Here is a 16741-nt window from a genome sequence, read left to right as displayed (position 1 = left end):
ATAATTTTTTTATTCTCGTTCTGAGGAGGTTCTTCCGGTATCGCGTATATATTTTAAAGGGCGTATAACTCTCTTGTGGTTTATGTTTGGGAGCTGTTAGATGATAGGTTTGGCAATTAAACACCTATAAAAATAAAAGAGCTGCAGGATTACCCTGCAGCTCTTTTTTGTAAATGGGTGCATTTTTTATTCAGCAGCTTCTACTTTCTCAGGCACATGCTTTTCTTTGGCCTCTTTAAATGCTTCACGTGGTTGCAAGCCAAGGATATCAAACATCTTTTTGTCTTCCTCAAGCTCATTATTATCAGTAGTGAGTAGCTTTTCCCCGGTAAAGATTGAGTTCGCACCGGCCATAAAGCAGAAGGCTTGTTCTTCCATGCTCATGTCTACACGCCCGGCCGAGAGACGTACCATAGAATTGGGCATGGTGATACGTGCGGTAGCAATCATACGGGCCATATCGTACCAGGGAACTTTTGGCTGATCTTCCAGCGGGGTACCTTCAACAGCAATAAGAGCATTTACTGGTACAGATTCCGGATGTTCGGGCATAGTAGAAAGGTTATGGATAAGTTCTATTCGATCTTCGTCTGTTTCACCCATTCCAATAATACCGCCGGAGCAGACACTGATATCATTTTCCCGAACGGTTTCAATGGTATCAAGGCGGTCTTGGTATTTACGAGTGGAAATAATACGATTGTAAAAATCTTCGCTGCTATCCAAGTTGTGGTTATAAGCATAAAGACCAGCTTCTTTGAGCTTGGCTGCCTGCTCATCAGATAGCATACCCAAGGTACAGCAAACTTCCATATTCATGTCGGTAATGTCACTCACCATTTCGAGCACTTTATCAAAATCTTTTGTTTCGCGACCACATCGCCAAGCAGCTCCCATACAGAATCGAGTACTACCGGCTTCTTTTGCTCGTTTAGCGGCAGATATAATCTCATCTCTGTCCAGCATTTTTTCTGCTTCTACATCGGTGTCATGGTGTGCCGATTGGGGGCAATAGGCACAGTCTTCGGGGCAACCGCCCGTTTTGATAGAGAGTAGTGTACATACTTGTACTTCTCCGGTTTCTTGATGTTCTCGGTGTACTGTCGCGGCGCGATAGACCAGCTCCATTAATGGGGTGTGGTAAATCTCAGAAATCTCATCTTTGCTCCAGTCGGTTCGTACTTCTGCCATAAGTATGGGTTTTCTTCAAGCTGCAATTCAATTTGTCCAAAACTAATAGGATGAATCACAAATCCCAATAGAAAATTACACAAATATAAACCTATACTACTTAGCATTTCTTGTTAAAAATGACTAATGAGTATAGATTTTTTTTATATTTGCAGTCATGTGGTCACTAAACTAATAGAAGATAATCATAGCTTATACTATACCCCTACGAAAGTTCTACTAGAAGCTTCGTAATGACTTTAAAGATATTAAAGTGATGCTTCATGGTATGAATAGCAAGATACAGAAGTACTTTCGGGGATTAATTATAATTTTTATGGTTTTGGCCCTTCGGTTAAAAAGCTTAAAGATTTGATCTAGTGATATGCGAGAATTATTAATGTCTGGAGAAACCACTTTTGAGATAGAGGTACCCTTTAAACTGCTAGAAACTGGGAAGTCTGATGAGAAGCCGCTGATTGTATATCTTCACGGGTTTAAACAAAATATTAAGATTTTTGAGGGATTGGTTGAAGAGCTATTGGATATTGATGCTTATCACCTATTCATTCAGGCACCATATCCTATTTATGATCGCAACCGAGAGAAATCTGTAAAAGAGTGGGGGAGGGCTTGGTACTTGTACGATGGCAGCCAAGAGCAGTTTACCAGTTCTTTGGAAGCCACTTCGGAGTTTTTAGAAGAAACTATTAATAAGATTCGTAAACAGGTTTCACCGACGCATGTTACGGTATTGGGATATTCGATGGGAGGATATTTGGCAGGGTATTTTGGGCTGTCACGGTGGAAATATGTAAAAAATTTGATTATAGTAGGAGCTCGTATTAAGACGGAAATATTTGAAGGCCAACAGCATCCGTTTGATCATATGAATGTGTTGGCTCTGCATGGTGCAAACGACCGGAGTGTGAAAAGTACCCCTCAGAGAAAGTGCTGTAATCAGCTTTCCAAATGGGGAGCAAATGTAACATTTAAGGAGTTGGAAGATTCACATGCTTTAAGTAGTTTATTTCTCAAAGAAATAAAACAATGGCTGTTTGATATCGGTTATTGTTAGGTTTTTAAAATTCTATATTAAATCTTAGCATATTTATGCTTAGATGTTTATAATCAGTTAATTCTAACAACGGGATTAAATCAGGGAAGGAAGATACTCTTACTATGAATGTATTAGTTATCGAGGACGATCCTTCAGTTCGTGCACTGGTGAAAGCGGTACTGGAGAAAAATAATCACACCGTTGATGTAGCAGAAACTGCTACTAATGGTGAAAAGCATGCATCTGAAGATTCATATGACATTATTATCTTAGATCTGGGATTACCCGATGGGGATGGTTTCGATCTTTGTAAAAGTATGCGGGATGATGAAATTACTACCCCCGTACTAATTTTATCCGCTGAACAAGAGACAGATGTGAAAATTAAATGTCTTCGTGTAGGAGCTGATGACTACATTACCAAACCCTTCGATACCGAAGAGTTAATGGCTCGCATTGAAGCTATTAGTCGTCGTAGTACAGATTCTAATGGTGATCGTATATTAGAATGTGGCGAACTTAAAGTAAATATGTTGGAGCGTACCTTTTTTGTTAACAACACTAAGGTTGATCTTACAAATAATGAGTACAACCTGTTGGTATACCTGCTTAAAAAGAAAAATAAAATTGTTACGCAGGAAGAGATTGCAGAAAATGTTTGGGATATCCATTTCGATACGCAAACCAATTACATAAATGTATATATCAGTTATCTACGAAAGAAAATTCGTAGCAATTCAGAGAATGAGTATATCGATACTGTCCGTAAAAAGGGATTTATTATCCGTTGTGAGAGTTAATTAACTAGGTTATCCTGGGTAGGAGCCTTGGCCTTGGATGTAGTGCCTCAAGTTGCTTATTTCACTTTTCTGCTTGGAAATAATACTCTTGACCAGATCACCAATTGAGACAACTCCAATTACTTTATCTTGCTCTATTACTGGCAGGTGGCGTATTTTCTTCTCGGTCATAATTCCCATACATCGTTGTACGGAATCTGAGGGAGTTACACAGTGAACATTAGAGCTCATAATCTCATGAACTTTTGTACTCTTGGAACTTCTTCCTTTAAGAATTACTTTACTCCGGTAATCGCGTTCACTGAGAATGCCTTCTAATGATTCACCCTCTAAAACAATTAAAGCACCTATATCAAGTTCATCCATTGTAGCAATGGCTTCATATACGGTTTGGTTGGGATCTACCGAATAGACTTCTCTACCCTTATTTTTTAAAATGTCACGGACAAGCATAAGACCTCCTTCTTTGATTAAAAAGATCAGATAACAAAAGTAGTATACGATATCTTTGGGACTAAAACATTTGTATTTATAATTTTATGGATAAGTCACTTAAATTACAATTGCTTAACTACCTTAAAGAGTTCATTACTGCCAATCGGTGGGAAAAGATAAATGAGGTACTAAATTCACGAACTCGTTACCTTACTGTAGTTTTGGAAGATATATACCAGCCTCATAATGCCAGTGCTGTATTACGAAGCTGCGACGGCTTTGGCGTTCAAGATGTTCATATTATAGAGAATAAAAATGATTTTGATCCTAATAAGGGAGTCACTATAGGTGCTGACAAGTGGATCTCTCACTACCAATATAATAAAGAGGGGGTAAATAATACCGAGCGATGCTTTCGTTCTTTAAAAGATCACGGATATCAAATTATTGCTACAACGCCCCATCATGATGATGTTACTATTGATGAAGTATCGCTTGATAAACCTACCGCACTTCTCTTTGGTGCAGAACTTACCGGGCTTTCAGATTATGCCATGAATGAAGCTGATGGTTATGCAAAAATACCGATGCATGGTTTTAGCGAGAGTTTCAATATTTCAGTTGGCGCTGCACTTTGTTTATATGATCTTAGTAGTCGGCTTCGAAAAGGTAAACAAGATTGGGCATTAACGGATGAAGAGAAGTTAGACCTTCAACTAGATTGGGTACGGAAGTCTGTACGAGCACCTAAAAAGCTTGAAGAGCGCTTTATGCAGGAAAAAGGGAAATAGAAAGGTTATATGAGTGATTAAACTATCAAATAGTAAGATAGTCAAGCTTCTAAGTAATACGGGAATATAAATGCTTGACTTTGGATGTTGAGTGTTGAATTAAATCGACACTAATAACCTTATATGCATCTTGAATCCCAAATGCTCCAACTGGTTTAACATACAGATATACGATCACTGTGGGTTGAAGGAGCTGATATTACTAAAAACTCTGTGGTCTTATCAAATATGTTCTTAACTTGGTGGTCGTAATGGACAGGAATATGTATTCCTTCTGCTTCGTTAAGAGTATCTGTTTTTGAATGATACTGACCAGTGAACTTTTGAGTAAATAATATCAATCATAATTCCCTTCTCAGTTATAGTGTTATGCAATTTCTTTACTAATTTCATTGTTTTAATTTCAAAAGTACTGTTCAATTATTTTCAGAAGGGGATCTGTTGAGGTAGATCAGCCGAGACATAATCCATAAAAGCCATGGTTGGTATTAATTTATTGAAAGCTTTCCCTTGCATAGATACGTAAAGATATGACTTAAAGATGGTGTTAATCAAAAAAGGCTACCCTTATTGAGCAGCCTTTCATACCTTAGATCAATATTAAATTCTAGTCCATTGATTTGTGGTTATTTTCTACAATATCTTTGTACATCATGTATTCTTCCGGCGTAGTATCTGCAAAGATATAACTAAGCGGATCAATTGATTTATCATTTTTATGAACTTCATAATGTAGGTGTGGGCCTTCAACACGTCCCGTTTGGCCCGAGAACCCGATAAGGTCGCCGCGCTTTACTTTGGCTCCGGGTTTAATGCCTTTGGCATATGAGGAGAGGTGGGCATAGTATGTTTCATACCCAAACTCATGGTCAATGATAATAAGACGACCAAAAGTCCCTTTAAGACCAGCATATTTGACGGTTCCATCACCGGTAGCAACAATTTCGGTGCCTACACTGGCTCTGAAATCAAGTCCCTCATGTGGAGTACGATATCCCAAGATAGGGTGCATGCGCATCCCAAAACCACTTAAAACTATCCCTTTTGTTGGTTTAATAGCGGGTATATGCTTGAGTTTTTGTTTGTTTTTATTGTAATGCTTTTTAATCTCATTAAAGCTTAGCTTTTGAATATTGATACTGCGTTCAAGGGTTTCCAGGTTCTCAGCAGTCCATTTAAGGATATCAGCTGTTTCTTGGCTATATACATCGAATTCCGAATAAACATCAGCACCACCGGCACCTGCTTGTCGTTCGTCGTATGAAATTTTGTCCATTCCCAAAACCGAACGGTACATTTCATTATCGGCCTGTGCAAGTTGGTCAACCTCTTGGTCAAGGTTTTTAATGGTACTTTTGGTTTTTTGGAGCTGATTAATCAATTCTTGGTTTTCAGCTTTAAGGGCAATTTCTGCCGGTGTGCCTACAGAAAAAGATAGAATAGAGATTCCTACACCTGCAAGTACCACTCCACAAAGTATCCAAACACATGCTGTGTATATAATACGTTCTAAGCCATTGTACTCGACGGGAACAAATTCGCAATTTTGTTCGTCGTAGTAGTAATAATTATTGAGAGCCATATATGATATTTTTATTCAAACTGATCCCGACACAGTTACAAGAGAACAGCAGGAGCCGTTTGTTACAGAAGAAATGAATGATACGGAAATTTTATAAATTTTCGAAAACTTGAACTGTTTACTATTCGATATCTCCCTCAAAATATTCTATGGCCCGTTTGGGCATAGCACCTGGGTGTTCTTTTTCTGCGATATGGGTTTTGACTTTATCTTGGAACGCTTCGGCTGCATCATATCCATAATGTCGTAATAGGTAGTTCATAGCAATAACTTCGGCAATAACCGTAATGTTTTTACCCGGTGTTATAGGCAGATTTATCATTGGTATTTCAATGCCCATAATAGAAACAGTATCTCTGTTTAAACCGGTTCGTTCAATATCTTTTGATTCATCCCATAGCGATAGTTCCAGTACTACTTCCAATCTCTTCTGGTAGCGAATTGCTCGTACTCCAAACATTGACATAATATCTATGATTCCCAGCCCTCGAATCTCCATAAAATGTTTATTCATTTCTGTAGCTGAGGTCATGAGAACATTATTCTTTTTAGTGAGAATGACCACATCATCTGCTACCAGCCGGTGTCCCCGTTCAACTAAATCAAGGGCAACTTCACTTTTGCCAATACCTGATTTTCCGGCAATAAGAATACCGATACCATATACATCAACCATTGAGCCATGCACCATTGTTTGAAGGGCAAACTGGTCTTCCAGAAAATCCCGAACAATGTGCATGAAGCGGGTGGTTTCTATCGGAGTGCCATAGATGGGAATATTTGCTTCTTTGGCAATATCGAGTAGGTAATCGGGGAGGGTGTTATTGTGGGTAAGGAATAATACGGGAATTTCGAATTGGGTCAGATTCTTGAATGCTTCAATCTGTTTCTCTTTTGAAAGGTTATGGATATAACGGTTTTCCGTATTGCCGATAACCTGTATGCGTTGATGAGTAAATAGTTTAACATAACCGGCCAACGCCAGACCGGGGCGGTGAAGTTCCGCCTCGGTCACAAAACGTTGGTTATTATCGCTTTCGGCAACAAAGGTGTTCAATGTTAGCTGAACACGTTCACTAAGCCGTTCAATAAGGTATGAAACGCTTATCTTTTCTGTTTTTGGAATAGTTTCATTATCACCGAAAGGCATAACTAATTATCGTTGGTGTAAAGTTTTTTGTTTGTACTTTTTAAGTTGTCGAGAAATATTATCAATGACCATATTTATCGCCTGTTCATAAGATGGTGCCTGCTCTTTGGCATTCAATAGTTTTTGAGGCACTTTAACATTCAGCTCTGCCTGCTGGGGATTATCATCGCTGGGTACAGGTTCCAAGATGATATCGCAGGTTAAAATACGGTCATAAAATTGATCCAGTTTCTGTACAGAATCCTCTGCATAAGCATGTAGGTCAGCACTTGGATCAAAATGTCTGGCTGTGAATGTTGTTTTCATAAGAACCTCCTAAATTAACTTTGATTTTCGGCTCGCGGATGAGCCTGTTTATAAACGTTTTTCAGTCTTTCAACTGAAGTATGTGTGTAAACTTGTGTTGCTGCTAAATTAGCGTGTCCTAATAGCTCTTTAATAATACGTATATCTGCGCCTTGGTCGAGCAGATGTGTGGCAAAACTGTGGCGCAGTACATGGGGACTTTTTTGGGTTACTTCACTAGCCCGCTGTAGAAAATCTTTAACAATACGTTGTACCGCCCGGGCATAAATCCGTTGACCGCTTGCTGCAATAAATACTGCCTGCCGTGCATCTTCATCGGTACGTTCACCATAAAGTTCAGCTTTGGTATCGAGATGATTTATTAGCCACTTTTTAGCTTGCTTACCAAAAGGGACAATTCGCTGTTTGGCGCCCTTGCCCAAAACCTTAAGTTGGTTCAACTTCAAATTAATATCTTTTACATCAATATTTATCAACTCGCTAAGGCGAAGTCCAGTTCCATAAAGCAGTTCCAATAAAGCCCGGTTTTGAGTTGAGCGAGGAGAATCGCCTTCAGCCAATTCCATCATTCGAGAAATATCTTCGGGACTAACCGTTTTAGGTAAGGGCGTATCTTTTTTGGGTACCACTAGCAGGTGAGCCGGATTTTGCACTACTATTCCACGTTTAAAGCAGTATTTGAAAAATGATCTGATTGCAGCCACTTTGCGTGCAATAGAGCTTTTTGCCAAGCCTCGTTCCGAGAGCTCTCCCAACCATAAACGTATTGTAATTCTTTCAATTTGTTCCGGTCTTAACTGTTCGGGGGGGAGTTCAAAATGAGCGCTACAAAAACTGAGAAATTGGGTTAAATCATTTTCATACGAAGTGATGGTATGCGACGAGGCGTTTCGCTCGATATTTAAATAGCGTAAATATTTGTCTATCGCTTTCTTCATCTATCCCTAATATGGATACTTTGATGGTAAAAATAAACAGGAAGTTGTATCAATTTTAGGTGTAGACAAAGGTCAAAGATCACGTCCCTTCCATTGAGTAGGTTTGTTTTTTAAGTAATCGGCGAGCACCTTTATACCCAGTGCTTGAAACCATCCAACTGCAATGGGATGTAGCAATCCAAAAAGAGGATTCCAACCAAACCAGCGATCTACGATAAATCGTTGTATAATCATAAGAGCAACTACTATTAAACAAACAATAAATAGCTTTGATGTGCCAAAGAAAAATAAAAAGGGTAATGCAATTACAGGGAGCATAAAAGTTACAAATTGAAGAAGAGCCATTCCGATAAAAAGGAGGAGATTATTTCCAAAACCTGCTAAAAAATTCTTGCGAAAGCCCTGCCATAGTTCATCTGCCGAACGGTACATTCGGCAGCCTATGGTATCTGCTCCGTGATACATTTTCATGGCATACCCATTTCGCTTTATCTCTTTAGCAAGCTCTACATCCTCAACTACTTTGCTTTTTACGGATTTATGACCTCCGACTTTTTGGTATACGTTTCTTTTAAAAGCCATGAATTGTCCACAGGCAGCAGCAAATTTGGCCCCTATTTTATCTTTTAGAAAAACAGGCAGCCACTTTGGGTGACGGTATACATAGCGGGTAGGAAGGAGGGTTAAAAGTCCCCAATATACAAGAGGAATCACCGTTTTCTCCCAAAAGGTACCTAGTTGTTGTTTTGGCCAGAGGGTAATAAAGTCGACGATATCTCGTCCCATTGCTCGTACAATTTTGGTTGTAGCCTCCGGTTCTATCCAGGTGTCTGCATCAATGAAGGTAATTATTTCGCTGGTCGTCTGTTCTGCGAGTTGGTGGCAGGCCCAAGACTTACCCAACCATCCTTTTGGCTTGGGTTGGCCTGATATGACGGTAAGTGTATCAGGAAATATATCAACAAGCTTTGCAAGGATTTCGGGAGTTTGATCGGTGGAGTTATCATCCAGGACAACAACTTCAACATTTGGATATTGCTGGTCAACAGCGGAACGGACGCAACGCTCAATAGAGTTGGCTTCATTACGAGCTGGAATACAAATACTCACTTTGGGAGCTTGGCGGTCAAAGTAATGATGGGGCACAGGAGGCAGCGGGGTAAAATCGATCCGATTCAAAAATAGTATACCGCTTGTAATAAGCAGATATACCAAGGCTATGTAAAATATTATGATCATTACTTAAATGTAGGATTGTAGAGAAAAAGATCAAACTTTGTAGTAGGCTATAACTCAAAGAGTTGCAGCTATCGTTTCAATTGATTTAATTGCCGACTTATGAGATTATTATCCAATCCCAATGAAGATATACGGCACCTTCCTCATATTTCGGGTGGCTATGAGTGGTGGTATTTTGATGGTCTTTCAAAAGATGAGAAATATAGTTTTGTAATTATTTTTTATGAGGGAAATCCCTTTTCAACTCGTTATAATCGGGCTATTGAAGAGGGTAAAGAGCCAGATCCTTCGGCCCATCCGGCCATCAGTATTTCTATCTATGAGAATGGTACGCCAATATATTATAGTTTCACAGAGTTTGAAGAAGCTGAGTGTAATTTTAGTGAAGATCTACCTTACCTGAAGCTAGGTTCGCACCAAATGAAGTTGGTAGAGCACGAGAGTACCCTCGTATATGAGTTAAGGCTTGCTGAAATATTAGCTTGCGGCGATCAGCTTAATGCAACTATACATTTTGAGAGCCCCAGTTTGAAGTCTCAACTGTTCCAGAATACATCTAATACTGGAAAAGGACATCTTTGGAATTTAGTTCAACCACGAGCTCACATAAAAGCTAACATGCAGATAACACCCAGTGGCGAAGAGCTCCGACCAATTTCTTTTGAGGGCAGAGGCTACCACGATCATAATATTGGGCATGAACCGATGCGAAATGAGTTTGTGGATTGGTACTGGGGACGAATTCATTTTGATTATGCTACTTTGGTATACTATGTGATGAATCGTCAAGAAGAAGAGCAGCACCGGGCCTGGCTTATTAGCAGGGATAACGGTATGGTGCTAGAAACATTTGATGAAGTATTATTAACTGACAAGGGGTGGACCTTGTTTGGACTAAAGCCTGCCCGGAAAATTGGGTTGCGGTCGGATCAAGGAGAAATTCATATCCAACATAGCAGATTGCTTGATAATGGCCCCTTTTACCAACGGTACCAAAGCGATGCTTTTCTACGTTTTAAAGATGAAATTGTGGAAAAGAAGCAGGGAATATGTGAGTATATTCATCCCGATCGTATTTTTAACCGTTTTTTTTGGCCATTTGTCGATATGCGGATACGATATAAAGCTGAGAAACCCCACTGGGTACAGCAATCTAAGCGATTATATCAATGGACTTGGTAATTTTACACAAAACGTTCGAATTCCGAATCGTCAAATCCGGCAGTTGTATGTAACTCATCTAAGATGCTATCCAATGTGTTTTCAAAGTGGCGTGTTCTTTCATCTCCGGTAGTCTTATCATTTATTTTTGCGGGTCGTCCTACTTGTAAATGAAGCTCTGGTTTATCATGTCGTATGGTATGCATATAGATGCCTACGGGAACAAAGTCTACTTCATTGAGCCGTTTGTGTAACCAAGTTAAGCCTTTCTCAAAGTTCATTGAGCTGCCTGCAGGCGTTATGGTACCCTCGGGATATATAAAGAGGCTAGCTTGATCACGTTCAAAAGATTGTACGGCATACCTAAGAGAAGGGAGGGCGTTTCGGGGATTATCCCTATTGATTGAAAAGGCCCCTATTTTTTGGAAAAAGGGATATTCTCTCATCTGCTTATCTTCCATGAGCGCCCGAGCTTGCTGATGAAAACGGAATTCATTTAATAGAAATGGAATCAGACCATCCCACCAAGAATGATGATTAAGGTAATAGACCGTTTTACACTCAGAACAGGGAGAATACTCCTGCTTGAGCCAGACCTTCTTAAATCGTCGTTTAAAAAGTAGCCAGGTATACAGACGGAATCCTTTAATAAAAAGCGAAGACTCTTGTGCGGGGATAAAATCCACAGATAAAATATTTGTTGAGCATTTCTGACCTGAATATCTTTAGGCTTAATTAGAGTTGCCAGTTTTAACTCGGATTATTCAAAAAAAGTATAAAAAATACGGTAAGTAGTCGATGTTACTTCAGATATGGAATATTTTTCATAGCTCAAATTTGAGTGTTTGACAAAAGGGTGTGAAATTTAACTGTGCACGGCGTTCAAATACAAATGGCTCATATATGCCAGGCTTTGTTGAATCGCCTTACGACTTTGCCTGCCGTGACTTGATCACAACAGAATTCCTTACGCAATAATCCGAGTTCAATAAAATTAACGCATTTATTATATGGATTTACGTGTTGCAGAAGAATATGCTCTCGCACATACCACAGAAGATTCTGATATTATTAAGGAATTGATTGCTGTTTCGGAGGAGGACTTAGAGTTTACCGATATGTTAAGCGGCAGGCAGGTAGGGCGCTTGCTAGCAATTTTGATTAAGCTTTCAGGAGCACACCGAGTATTAGAATTAGGAACCTTTACCGGTTACTCTGCTCTAACCATGGCCGAGGCACTGCCCCGGGATGGAGAACTCTTCACGTGTGAATATAACAAGCGGTATGAAAATATAGCACGAACCTTTTTCGAGAAGAGTGAGCATGGTTCAAAAATTACGCTTTGTATGGGAAAAGCACTTGAAACCATTCCTACCATTGACGGTGAGTTTGATTTTGTTTTTTTGGATGCTGATAAAATTAATTACCCGAGCTATTATGAAATGATACAGCCACGCTTAACTCTTGGTGGGATCATGGTTATCGATAATGTGTTATGGGGCGGGGAAGTGTTGGAGCCAAGTACGGATAAAGCAAAAGCAATTGATAGGCTCAGTAAACAAATACACCGTGATAAATCGGTGGAGCAGGTCATGTTAACCGTACGTGATGGGATAACGGTGGTACGGAAAAAAGTAAAAGCCTGAACTCGAATAAATCGAATTCAGGCTTTAAAGAATCAATAACTAAGCTTGGGTGGGATTAGTCCACTTTTTCAACAAGCTCAATTTCAAATGTTAAGTCTTTACCAGCTAACGGGTGGTTAGCATCAAGCTTAACAAATTCATCTTCAACGGCAGTAATTTGAACTGGAATAGCTTGGCCGTTTTCTTGCTGCTGCATTTGTAGCTGCATACCGACTTGTGGTTCGATGTTGTCAGGAAGATCAGACTTTGCAACTTCCAGTTCCAGATCTTCACGGCGCTGGCCGTAGGCATCTTCTGATTCAATTTCTACAGTTGTATCGTCGCCAACTTCCATGCCGATGACAGCCTGTTCAAAACCGGGAATTAATTGACCTTCTCCCAGCGTGAATTCTAAGGGCTCTCGATCTTCGGAACTATCAAATACTGTTCCTTCTTCCGTTAATGTTCCTGTGTAGTGCACTTTTACGGTGTCACCGTCTTTTACTTTAGACAAAATACTTTGGTTTGTTTCTGATTGTCGTGAATTTCTGTCAATATAAGGGTTTTTCTGGAGAATTTAGACCCTAATTGTCAGTTGAATTTACGTTTGGTCAGTTTGTTCTTGTCAAATGTTGAATCTGCTATTATCCTAAAGTCAATTCGGCCCAGAACCATTCCCCCTTCGGTGGTAACATTTACGCGCCATCGCCCGGGCCAGATATTACTTTTATAAGTATGTCCCCTAAAACCGGCTTTACGACCTCCTATTAGGTTATATCGGATATTGTCTGTAGTTTGCCATTGTTTGCTTTTAGGATCATAAAATCGCCATTCGTGTTGGACCGTCTTCTTTAAATTTGTCGGAGCAAAGATAGAAGTGAAGACAAAAACGGAATCGCCGGAAGTGTAATTAAAGGTTCGGTCGTAGGTTTCAAAGATATCATAAAAAGCAGTTTGTTCGTAGGAAACGAGAAATGTGTTGTTTTCTTTCTCTACTTTGTAAGCAACCATTCCGTTTTGAAGAGAGAGGGGAACAGGGGGGATAAGGTTAAAATAATAACAACCGTTTATAGTACCATAGATACAAAAAATGAGAAGAGTAACTTTCCACCGTGATACTTCTTCTCTGGTTGAGGGACTTATTCTATAAATATAGATAATTAAAAATAACGTAGAGATAAGGCTTATAAAACCGGAAACGATGAAAAGAAAGGTATTCATCACTCCGAATAAAACAGGTGTGAAGAAAGTGAAGAAGGTAAAGTTTACAAAGAAGTAAGCTCCAAACTGCAGGTATTTATTTGAGATTCGATGTTTGAGCAGTTCATTGGAAAGCAAAAGAGCAACCAAGATTAAAAAAAATACCATTGCTTTTGAAAAGGAGACACTCTGGAAGAAGAAAATAACATAGGCACTGCTTAAACCTCCGAGGAAGAACTGTATTGCCAATGGTGAATATTCTTGGTAGGGTTCTATAAATGTGTCCTGCCAGTGATTATCATCGGCCAGGTTAAAAATGTACAGACAGGCGGTAAGACAGACAAGATAGGTTGTTAGAATGGTGTTGCTATACCAGCCATCGATGCGTCCGAGGGTAAGGCTGTCCCAGATAAATCCCCCGATAAAGAATACCACAGGAGCATATTTTTTGTGTCTCCGAATGAACTGTTTAGCTGTAGAAACCATTTACACTATTTCTATGCTATTGGGTTAAATGCCAATGATAATTGAAATCAATCAAATCCCGTAATTTTAATTATTTTTGAGTAATTAAAAATTCAATAAATATTTCTATGGATCCTGATTTTAAAAAAAAGCTTGAAAATATTGATACCGTAGTGGTTGTTGGCTGTTCGGCTAATAAATATCGGACGAGTTATCATATTGCCAATTACCTGAAGGAAAATGGAATTAACATAATACCGGTAAATCCAAAATATGATGAGGTGTTGGGGGAAAAGTGCTACGCTTCTATTAAAGAGATAGCTGCTGATGTGGAAGTTGATGTGGTAGATATATTCCGAGATTCTGAATATACCGCACAGATGGTTCAAGAAGTTGTTGATTGGTCGAAAAAGTCGGGACAAAATCCACTGATATGGACGCAGCTTTCAGTATCTTCTCCGGAGGCTAAAGCGCTGGCAGAAGAAGCTGGATTAGACTATGTGGAAAATAAGTGCTTAATGGTACAGCATGGAAAAGTAGCTTGATCATCTTATGCTTTGTTTGTTATCGTCTTTTTATGTTCTTCTTCATTTTCTTCAAGCTTTTTTTTCAGCAGCTTTTCAATGATTCGGCGATCTTCAAATGGTACATAGGTTGTAAAATCTGTTAAGATATCCCCCTTGATGTAATAATCTATCTGTAGTAATTGTTCTGATTGCCAGCTGTACGACACTACTTTTGGCCAGGGTACAAACTGATCTATAATAATAATTCCTTTTTTCCGAAATTCGGGCACTATTTGAACGGTTAACCCGCAGCACCCAAAGCCAATAAGAGACAAGCCGGAAGTAAGGTTGATTCCTGTAAAAGGGCTAAACCATAATATACCGGAGCGAGAGAGTCCAAATAGTATAATGGCAAGGGCTATAAGGGCGGGAGCTGTTTGAGTCCAAATTGACCGGTTTATATATAGTTGAGTCTGGGCCTGCTTGCGCAACTGTAGCATTTTGGTGGCAAATCCCAGAAAAAACCCTCCAATGAGGCAGTAGAAGAGCATCGTGATTTGGGTAACACTCTGTTCTGTGATGATCTGTAGCCACTGTGCGGAAGAAAGGAGGATAAAAACAGCCAGGGCAGTTACAAGCCCGGCAACCACTCGTTGCTGAGTGAGGTGGCGAAACTTTAAGATACGACGATACCCCATCCCAAAAGAAAGTACAAAACCCAAGCCTAAAACAGCCAACAGATGTATAAGTTCGTTCATTAAATTGATAATATCATTGGATTCCATGGTGGTATCGCTTTACCTTTGCACTTAATATAATAAAAGAAGATTATGGATAGCGATATTACACCTACAGGAATTGAAGTTTCTAATAGTGAGCAGATTTTAGAAATAGACTGGTCTGACGGCCACCATTCGGAGTATGCATTATTTGGGCTGCGAAAAAATTGCCCGTGTGTTATGTGCAGGGGTGGGCATGGAAATATGAACACTTTTGAGATGGAGTTGTTTTTTGTTGAGCCTACCCAGTATTTTGAGATCAAAGATATTAAGCAGATTGGCAACCATGCTATCAAGATATTTTGGAGTGACGGCCACGATAATGGTATGTACCAGTGGGAAACGTTACGTGAGATGTGCCCGTGTGAAAAGTGTTATCCTGAGCAGGGTTAATCTCTATATAAAAAATATTTAATGTTGTTTGGTGAGCATTATTGGTTTTTAAAATACAGATGCAAACTCTTGTTTAATTAATGATTGAAAATGGTAAACGCCCTTCTCTCGTTGAACGGAAAACCGTCCTTTATCATAAGCTTTGGATTTTAGGCCTTTTTGGACGAGTTCACATATTTCGATGTCTTCAAGCTGTATTTTGTGACTGTATTCGATATCGTCTTTGATTACTTTTTTGTTATCCTTTTCGAGGTAATAGAAATTGAATATGACTTCTGTTTTTGTGGGGCTAACGGGCTGTATAACATTTGTCTGTAGCCGCCCCGGAAGAATATTGAGCATAATATTGGGAAAGATGAAATAGTAGTAGGCTTGTCCATCTGATGCTTGGTAGAGATTGTCATCATCTTTGTCCTTGAAAGGACTGTGTTGCAGAGAATACCACTCTTCGGTATCTGTTTTATATTTCCCATAGTCGAGTAGTTGGGCTAGCTCGGGATGGACAATGGGGATGTGATATCCTTCCAAGAAGTTATCGACGTAGACTTTCCAGTTGCAGTCAATGGTATATGATTGGGTTTCTACAAATTGGAAGTCGGAAAGGTTAACGGGCGCGATCTGTTTGTCGATTCCGGCTACAAAATGTGAGATCGGCTTAATTTTATCATTTAGCGATACAAAGACCAAGCCTTGCCACTGATCGAGTGTAACCGGTTCAAGCCCAAAATCTTTTTTGTCGAAGAGCTCTACTTTTCGAAAATGGGGAACACCCCGGAGTGAGCCGTCAAGAAGATAGGTCCAGCCGTGATATTGGCACTGTAATACCGAGGTAGTTCCTTTTTTGACTGCAACGGGGCCACCCCGATGTTTGCATACGTTATAAAAGGCGTTTATCTGCTCTTTTTTGTCGCGAACTAACAGCAGGGGATTATCTGCCACCTCCAGCGTGTGCATGTCACCGGTTTTGGGTAGCTCTGACTGGTGAATCCCGAGTTGCCAGTAGTTTGAAAAGATATGCTCATTTTCGAATTCAAATATTGCTTCAGAATGATACCAGCTCGAAGGGATTGTTTCAGCTGATTCTATAGGCTTTTGCTGGAGGTTTTCGGATGTAACATCCGGCAGATCTTGTGTATTCATA

Annotated in this window: 19 protein-coding genes; 7 read left to right on the top strand and 12 right to left on the bottom strand. The window is 39.6% G+C overall.

What is annotated here, in order from left to right; translation table 11 throughout:
- Nucleotides 1-186: 186 nt before the first annotated feature.
- Entirely contained in the window at nucleotides 187-1191 is a 1005-nt protein-coding gene (gene bioB, locus FCN14_RS05235) for a biotin synthase BioB (protein ID WP_138430026.1), read from the bottom strand.
- Between the two features lie 364 nt (nucleotides 1192-1555).
- Here bioB and FCN14_RS05230 point away from each other — a divergent pair, with 364 nt between their 5' ends.
- Nucleotides 1556-2248, top strand: a complete 693-nt coding sequence (locus FCN14_RS05230) for an alpha/beta hydrolase (protein ID WP_138430025.1) — start codon at nucleotides 1556-1558, stop codon at nucleotides 2246-2248.
- A 104-nt stretch (nucleotides 2249-2352) separates the two neighbouring features.
- A complete protein-coding gene (locus FCN14_RS05225) occupies nucleotides 2353-3030 on the top strand; it encodes a response regulator transcription factor (RefSeq protein ID WP_138430023.1) in 678 nt (225 codons plus the stop codon).
- Between the two features lie 9 nt (nucleotides 3031-3039).
- Here FCN14_RS05225 and FCN14_RS05220 read toward each other — a convergent pair whose 3' ends face one another.
- Nucleotides 3040-3483, bottom strand: coding sequence for a CBS domain-containing protein (locus FCN14_RS05220; protein WP_138430021.1), 444 nt, complete (start codon nucleotides 3481-3483; stop codon nucleotides 3040-3042).
- An 86-nt stretch (nucleotides 3484-3569) separates the two neighbouring features.
- On the opposite strand from FCN14_RS05220, the gene FCN14_RS05215 reads away from it, so the two are divergent.
- Nucleotides 3570-4256, top strand: a complete 687-nt coding sequence (locus FCN14_RS05215; protein ID WP_138430019.1) for a TrmH family RNA methyltransferase — start codon at nucleotides 3570-3572, stop codon at nucleotides 4254-4256.
- Between the two features lie 607 nt (nucleotides 4257-4863).
- Here FCN14_RS05215 and FCN14_RS05210 read toward each other — a convergent pair.
- From FCN14_RS05210 to FCN14_RS05190, 5 genes are all read right to left on the bottom strand, one after another.
- On the bottom strand, nucleotides 4864-5838 hold the full coding sequence (locus FCN14_RS05210; RefSeq protein WP_138430017.1) for a M23 family metallopeptidase: 975 nt from the start codon (nucleotides 5836-5838) through the stop codon (nucleotides 4864-4866).
- Between the two features lie 121 nt (nucleotides 5839-5959).
- Nucleotides 5960-6988, bottom strand: a complete 1029-nt coding sequence (hprK, locus tag FCN14_RS05205; protein ID WP_138430015.1) for an HPr(Ser) kinase/phosphatase — start codon at nucleotides 6986-6988, stop codon at nucleotides 5960-5962.
- 6 nt (nucleotides 6989-6994) lie between these two features.
- On the bottom strand, nucleotides 6995-7294 hold the full coding sequence (hpf, locus tag FCN14_RS05200) for a ribosome hibernation-promoting factor, HPF/YfiA family (RefSeq protein WP_138430013.1): 300 nt from the start codon (nucleotides 7292-7294) through the stop codon (nucleotides 6995-6997).
- A 14-nt stretch (nucleotides 7295-7308) separates the two neighbouring features.
- On the bottom strand, nucleotides 7309-8232 hold the full coding sequence (locus FCN14_RS05195) for a tyrosine recombinase XerC (protein ID WP_138430012.1): 924 nt from the start codon (nucleotides 8230-8232) through the stop codon (nucleotides 7309-7311).
- 72 nt (nucleotides 8233-8304) lie between these two features.
- Nucleotides 8305-9471: a glycosyltransferase family 2 protein gene (locus FCN14_RS05190; RefSeq protein WP_138430011.1), complete on the bottom strand. Its 1167-nt coding sequence runs from the start codon at nucleotides 9469-9471 to the stop codon at nucleotides 8305-8307.
- Nucleotides 9472-9570: 99 nt separating this feature from the next.
- Here FCN14_RS05190 and FCN14_RS05185 point away from each other — a divergent pair, with 99 nt between their 5' ends.
- Nucleotides 9571-10653, top strand: coding sequence for a hypothetical protein (locus FCN14_RS05185; RefSeq protein WP_138430010.1), 1083 nt, complete (start codon nucleotides 9571-9573; stop codon nucleotides 10651-10653).
- Nucleotides 10654-10655: 2 nt separating this feature from the next.
- On the opposite strand, the gene FCN14_RS05180 is transcribed toward FCN14_RS05185, so the two are convergent.
- Nucleotides 10656-11318: a lysophospholipid acyltransferase family protein gene (locus tag FCN14_RS05180; RefSeq protein ID WP_138430009.1), complete on the bottom strand. Its 663-nt coding sequence runs from the start codon at nucleotides 11316-11318 to the stop codon at nucleotides 10656-10658.
- 324 nt (nucleotides 11319-11642) lie between these two features.
- On the opposite strand from FCN14_RS05180, the gene FCN14_RS05175 reads away from it, so the two are divergent.
- Nucleotides 11643-12278 carry an O-methyltransferase gene (locus FCN14_RS05175; RefSeq protein WP_138430008.1) on the top strand — a complete coding sequence of 212 codons (636 nt, stop codon included), beginning with the start codon at nucleotides 11643-11645 and terminating at the stop codon, nucleotides 12276-12278.
- A gap of 55 nt (nucleotides 12279-12333) precedes the next feature.
- Here FCN14_RS05175 and FCN14_RS05170 read toward each other — a convergent pair whose 3' ends face one another.
- Nucleotides 12334-12771: an FKBP-type peptidyl-prolyl cis-trans isomerase gene (locus FCN14_RS05170; protein ID WP_138430007.1), complete on the bottom strand. Its 438-nt coding sequence runs from the start codon at nucleotides 12769-12771 to the stop codon at nucleotides 12334-12336.
- Nucleotides 12772-12848: 77 nt separating this feature from the next.
- Nucleotides 12849-13943: a DUF2914 domain-containing protein gene (locus FCN14_RS05165; RefSeq protein WP_138430006.1), complete on the bottom strand. Its 1095-nt coding sequence runs from the start codon at nucleotides 13941-13943 to the stop codon at nucleotides 12849-12851.
- A gap of 107 nt (nucleotides 13944-14050) precedes the next feature.
- Between FCN14_RS05165 and FCN14_RS05160 the strand changes: the two genes are divergently transcribed.
- The gene (locus FCN14_RS05160; RefSeq protein WP_138430005.1) at nucleotides 14051-14467 is read left to right on the top strand and encodes a CoA-binding protein; all 417 of its coding nucleotides are present in this window, start codon (nucleotides 14051-14053) and stop codon (nucleotides 14465-14467) included.
- Nucleotides 14468-14472: 5 nt separating this feature from the next.
- On the opposite strand, the gene FCN14_RS05155 is transcribed toward FCN14_RS05160, so the two are convergent.
- Entirely contained in the window at nucleotides 14473-15186 is a 714-nt protein-coding gene (locus FCN14_RS05155; RefSeq protein WP_171032816.1) for a DUF5673 domain-containing protein, read from the bottom strand.
- Between the two features lie 72 nt (nucleotides 15187-15258).
- Here FCN14_RS05155 and FCN14_RS05150 point away from each other — a divergent pair, with 72 nt between their 5' ends.
- Nucleotides 15259-15600, top strand: coding sequence for a gamma-butyrobetaine hydroxylase-like domain-containing protein (locus FCN14_RS05150; protein WP_138430003.1), 342 nt, complete (start codon nucleotides 15259-15261; stop codon nucleotides 15598-15600).
- A 48-nt stretch (nucleotides 15601-15648) separates the two neighbouring features.
- Here the strand turns inward: FCN14_RS05150 and FCN14_RS05145 are convergent, their stop codons facing one another.
- On the bottom strand, nucleotides 15649-16740 hold the full coding sequence (locus FCN14_RS05145; protein WP_138430002.1) for an aromatic ring-hydroxylating oxygenase subunit alpha: 1092 nt from the start codon (nucleotides 16738-16740) through the stop codon (nucleotides 15649-15651).
- Between the last annotated feature and the right edge of the window lies 1 nt (nucleotide 16741).

It is taken from the genome of Fodinibius saliphilus (genome assembly GCF_005869845.1).
GTDB lineage: Bacteria > Bacteroidota > Rhodothermia > Balneolales > Balneolaceae > Fodinibius > Fodinibius saliphilus.
This window is presented reverse-complemented; position numbering and strand designations above follow the sequence as displayed.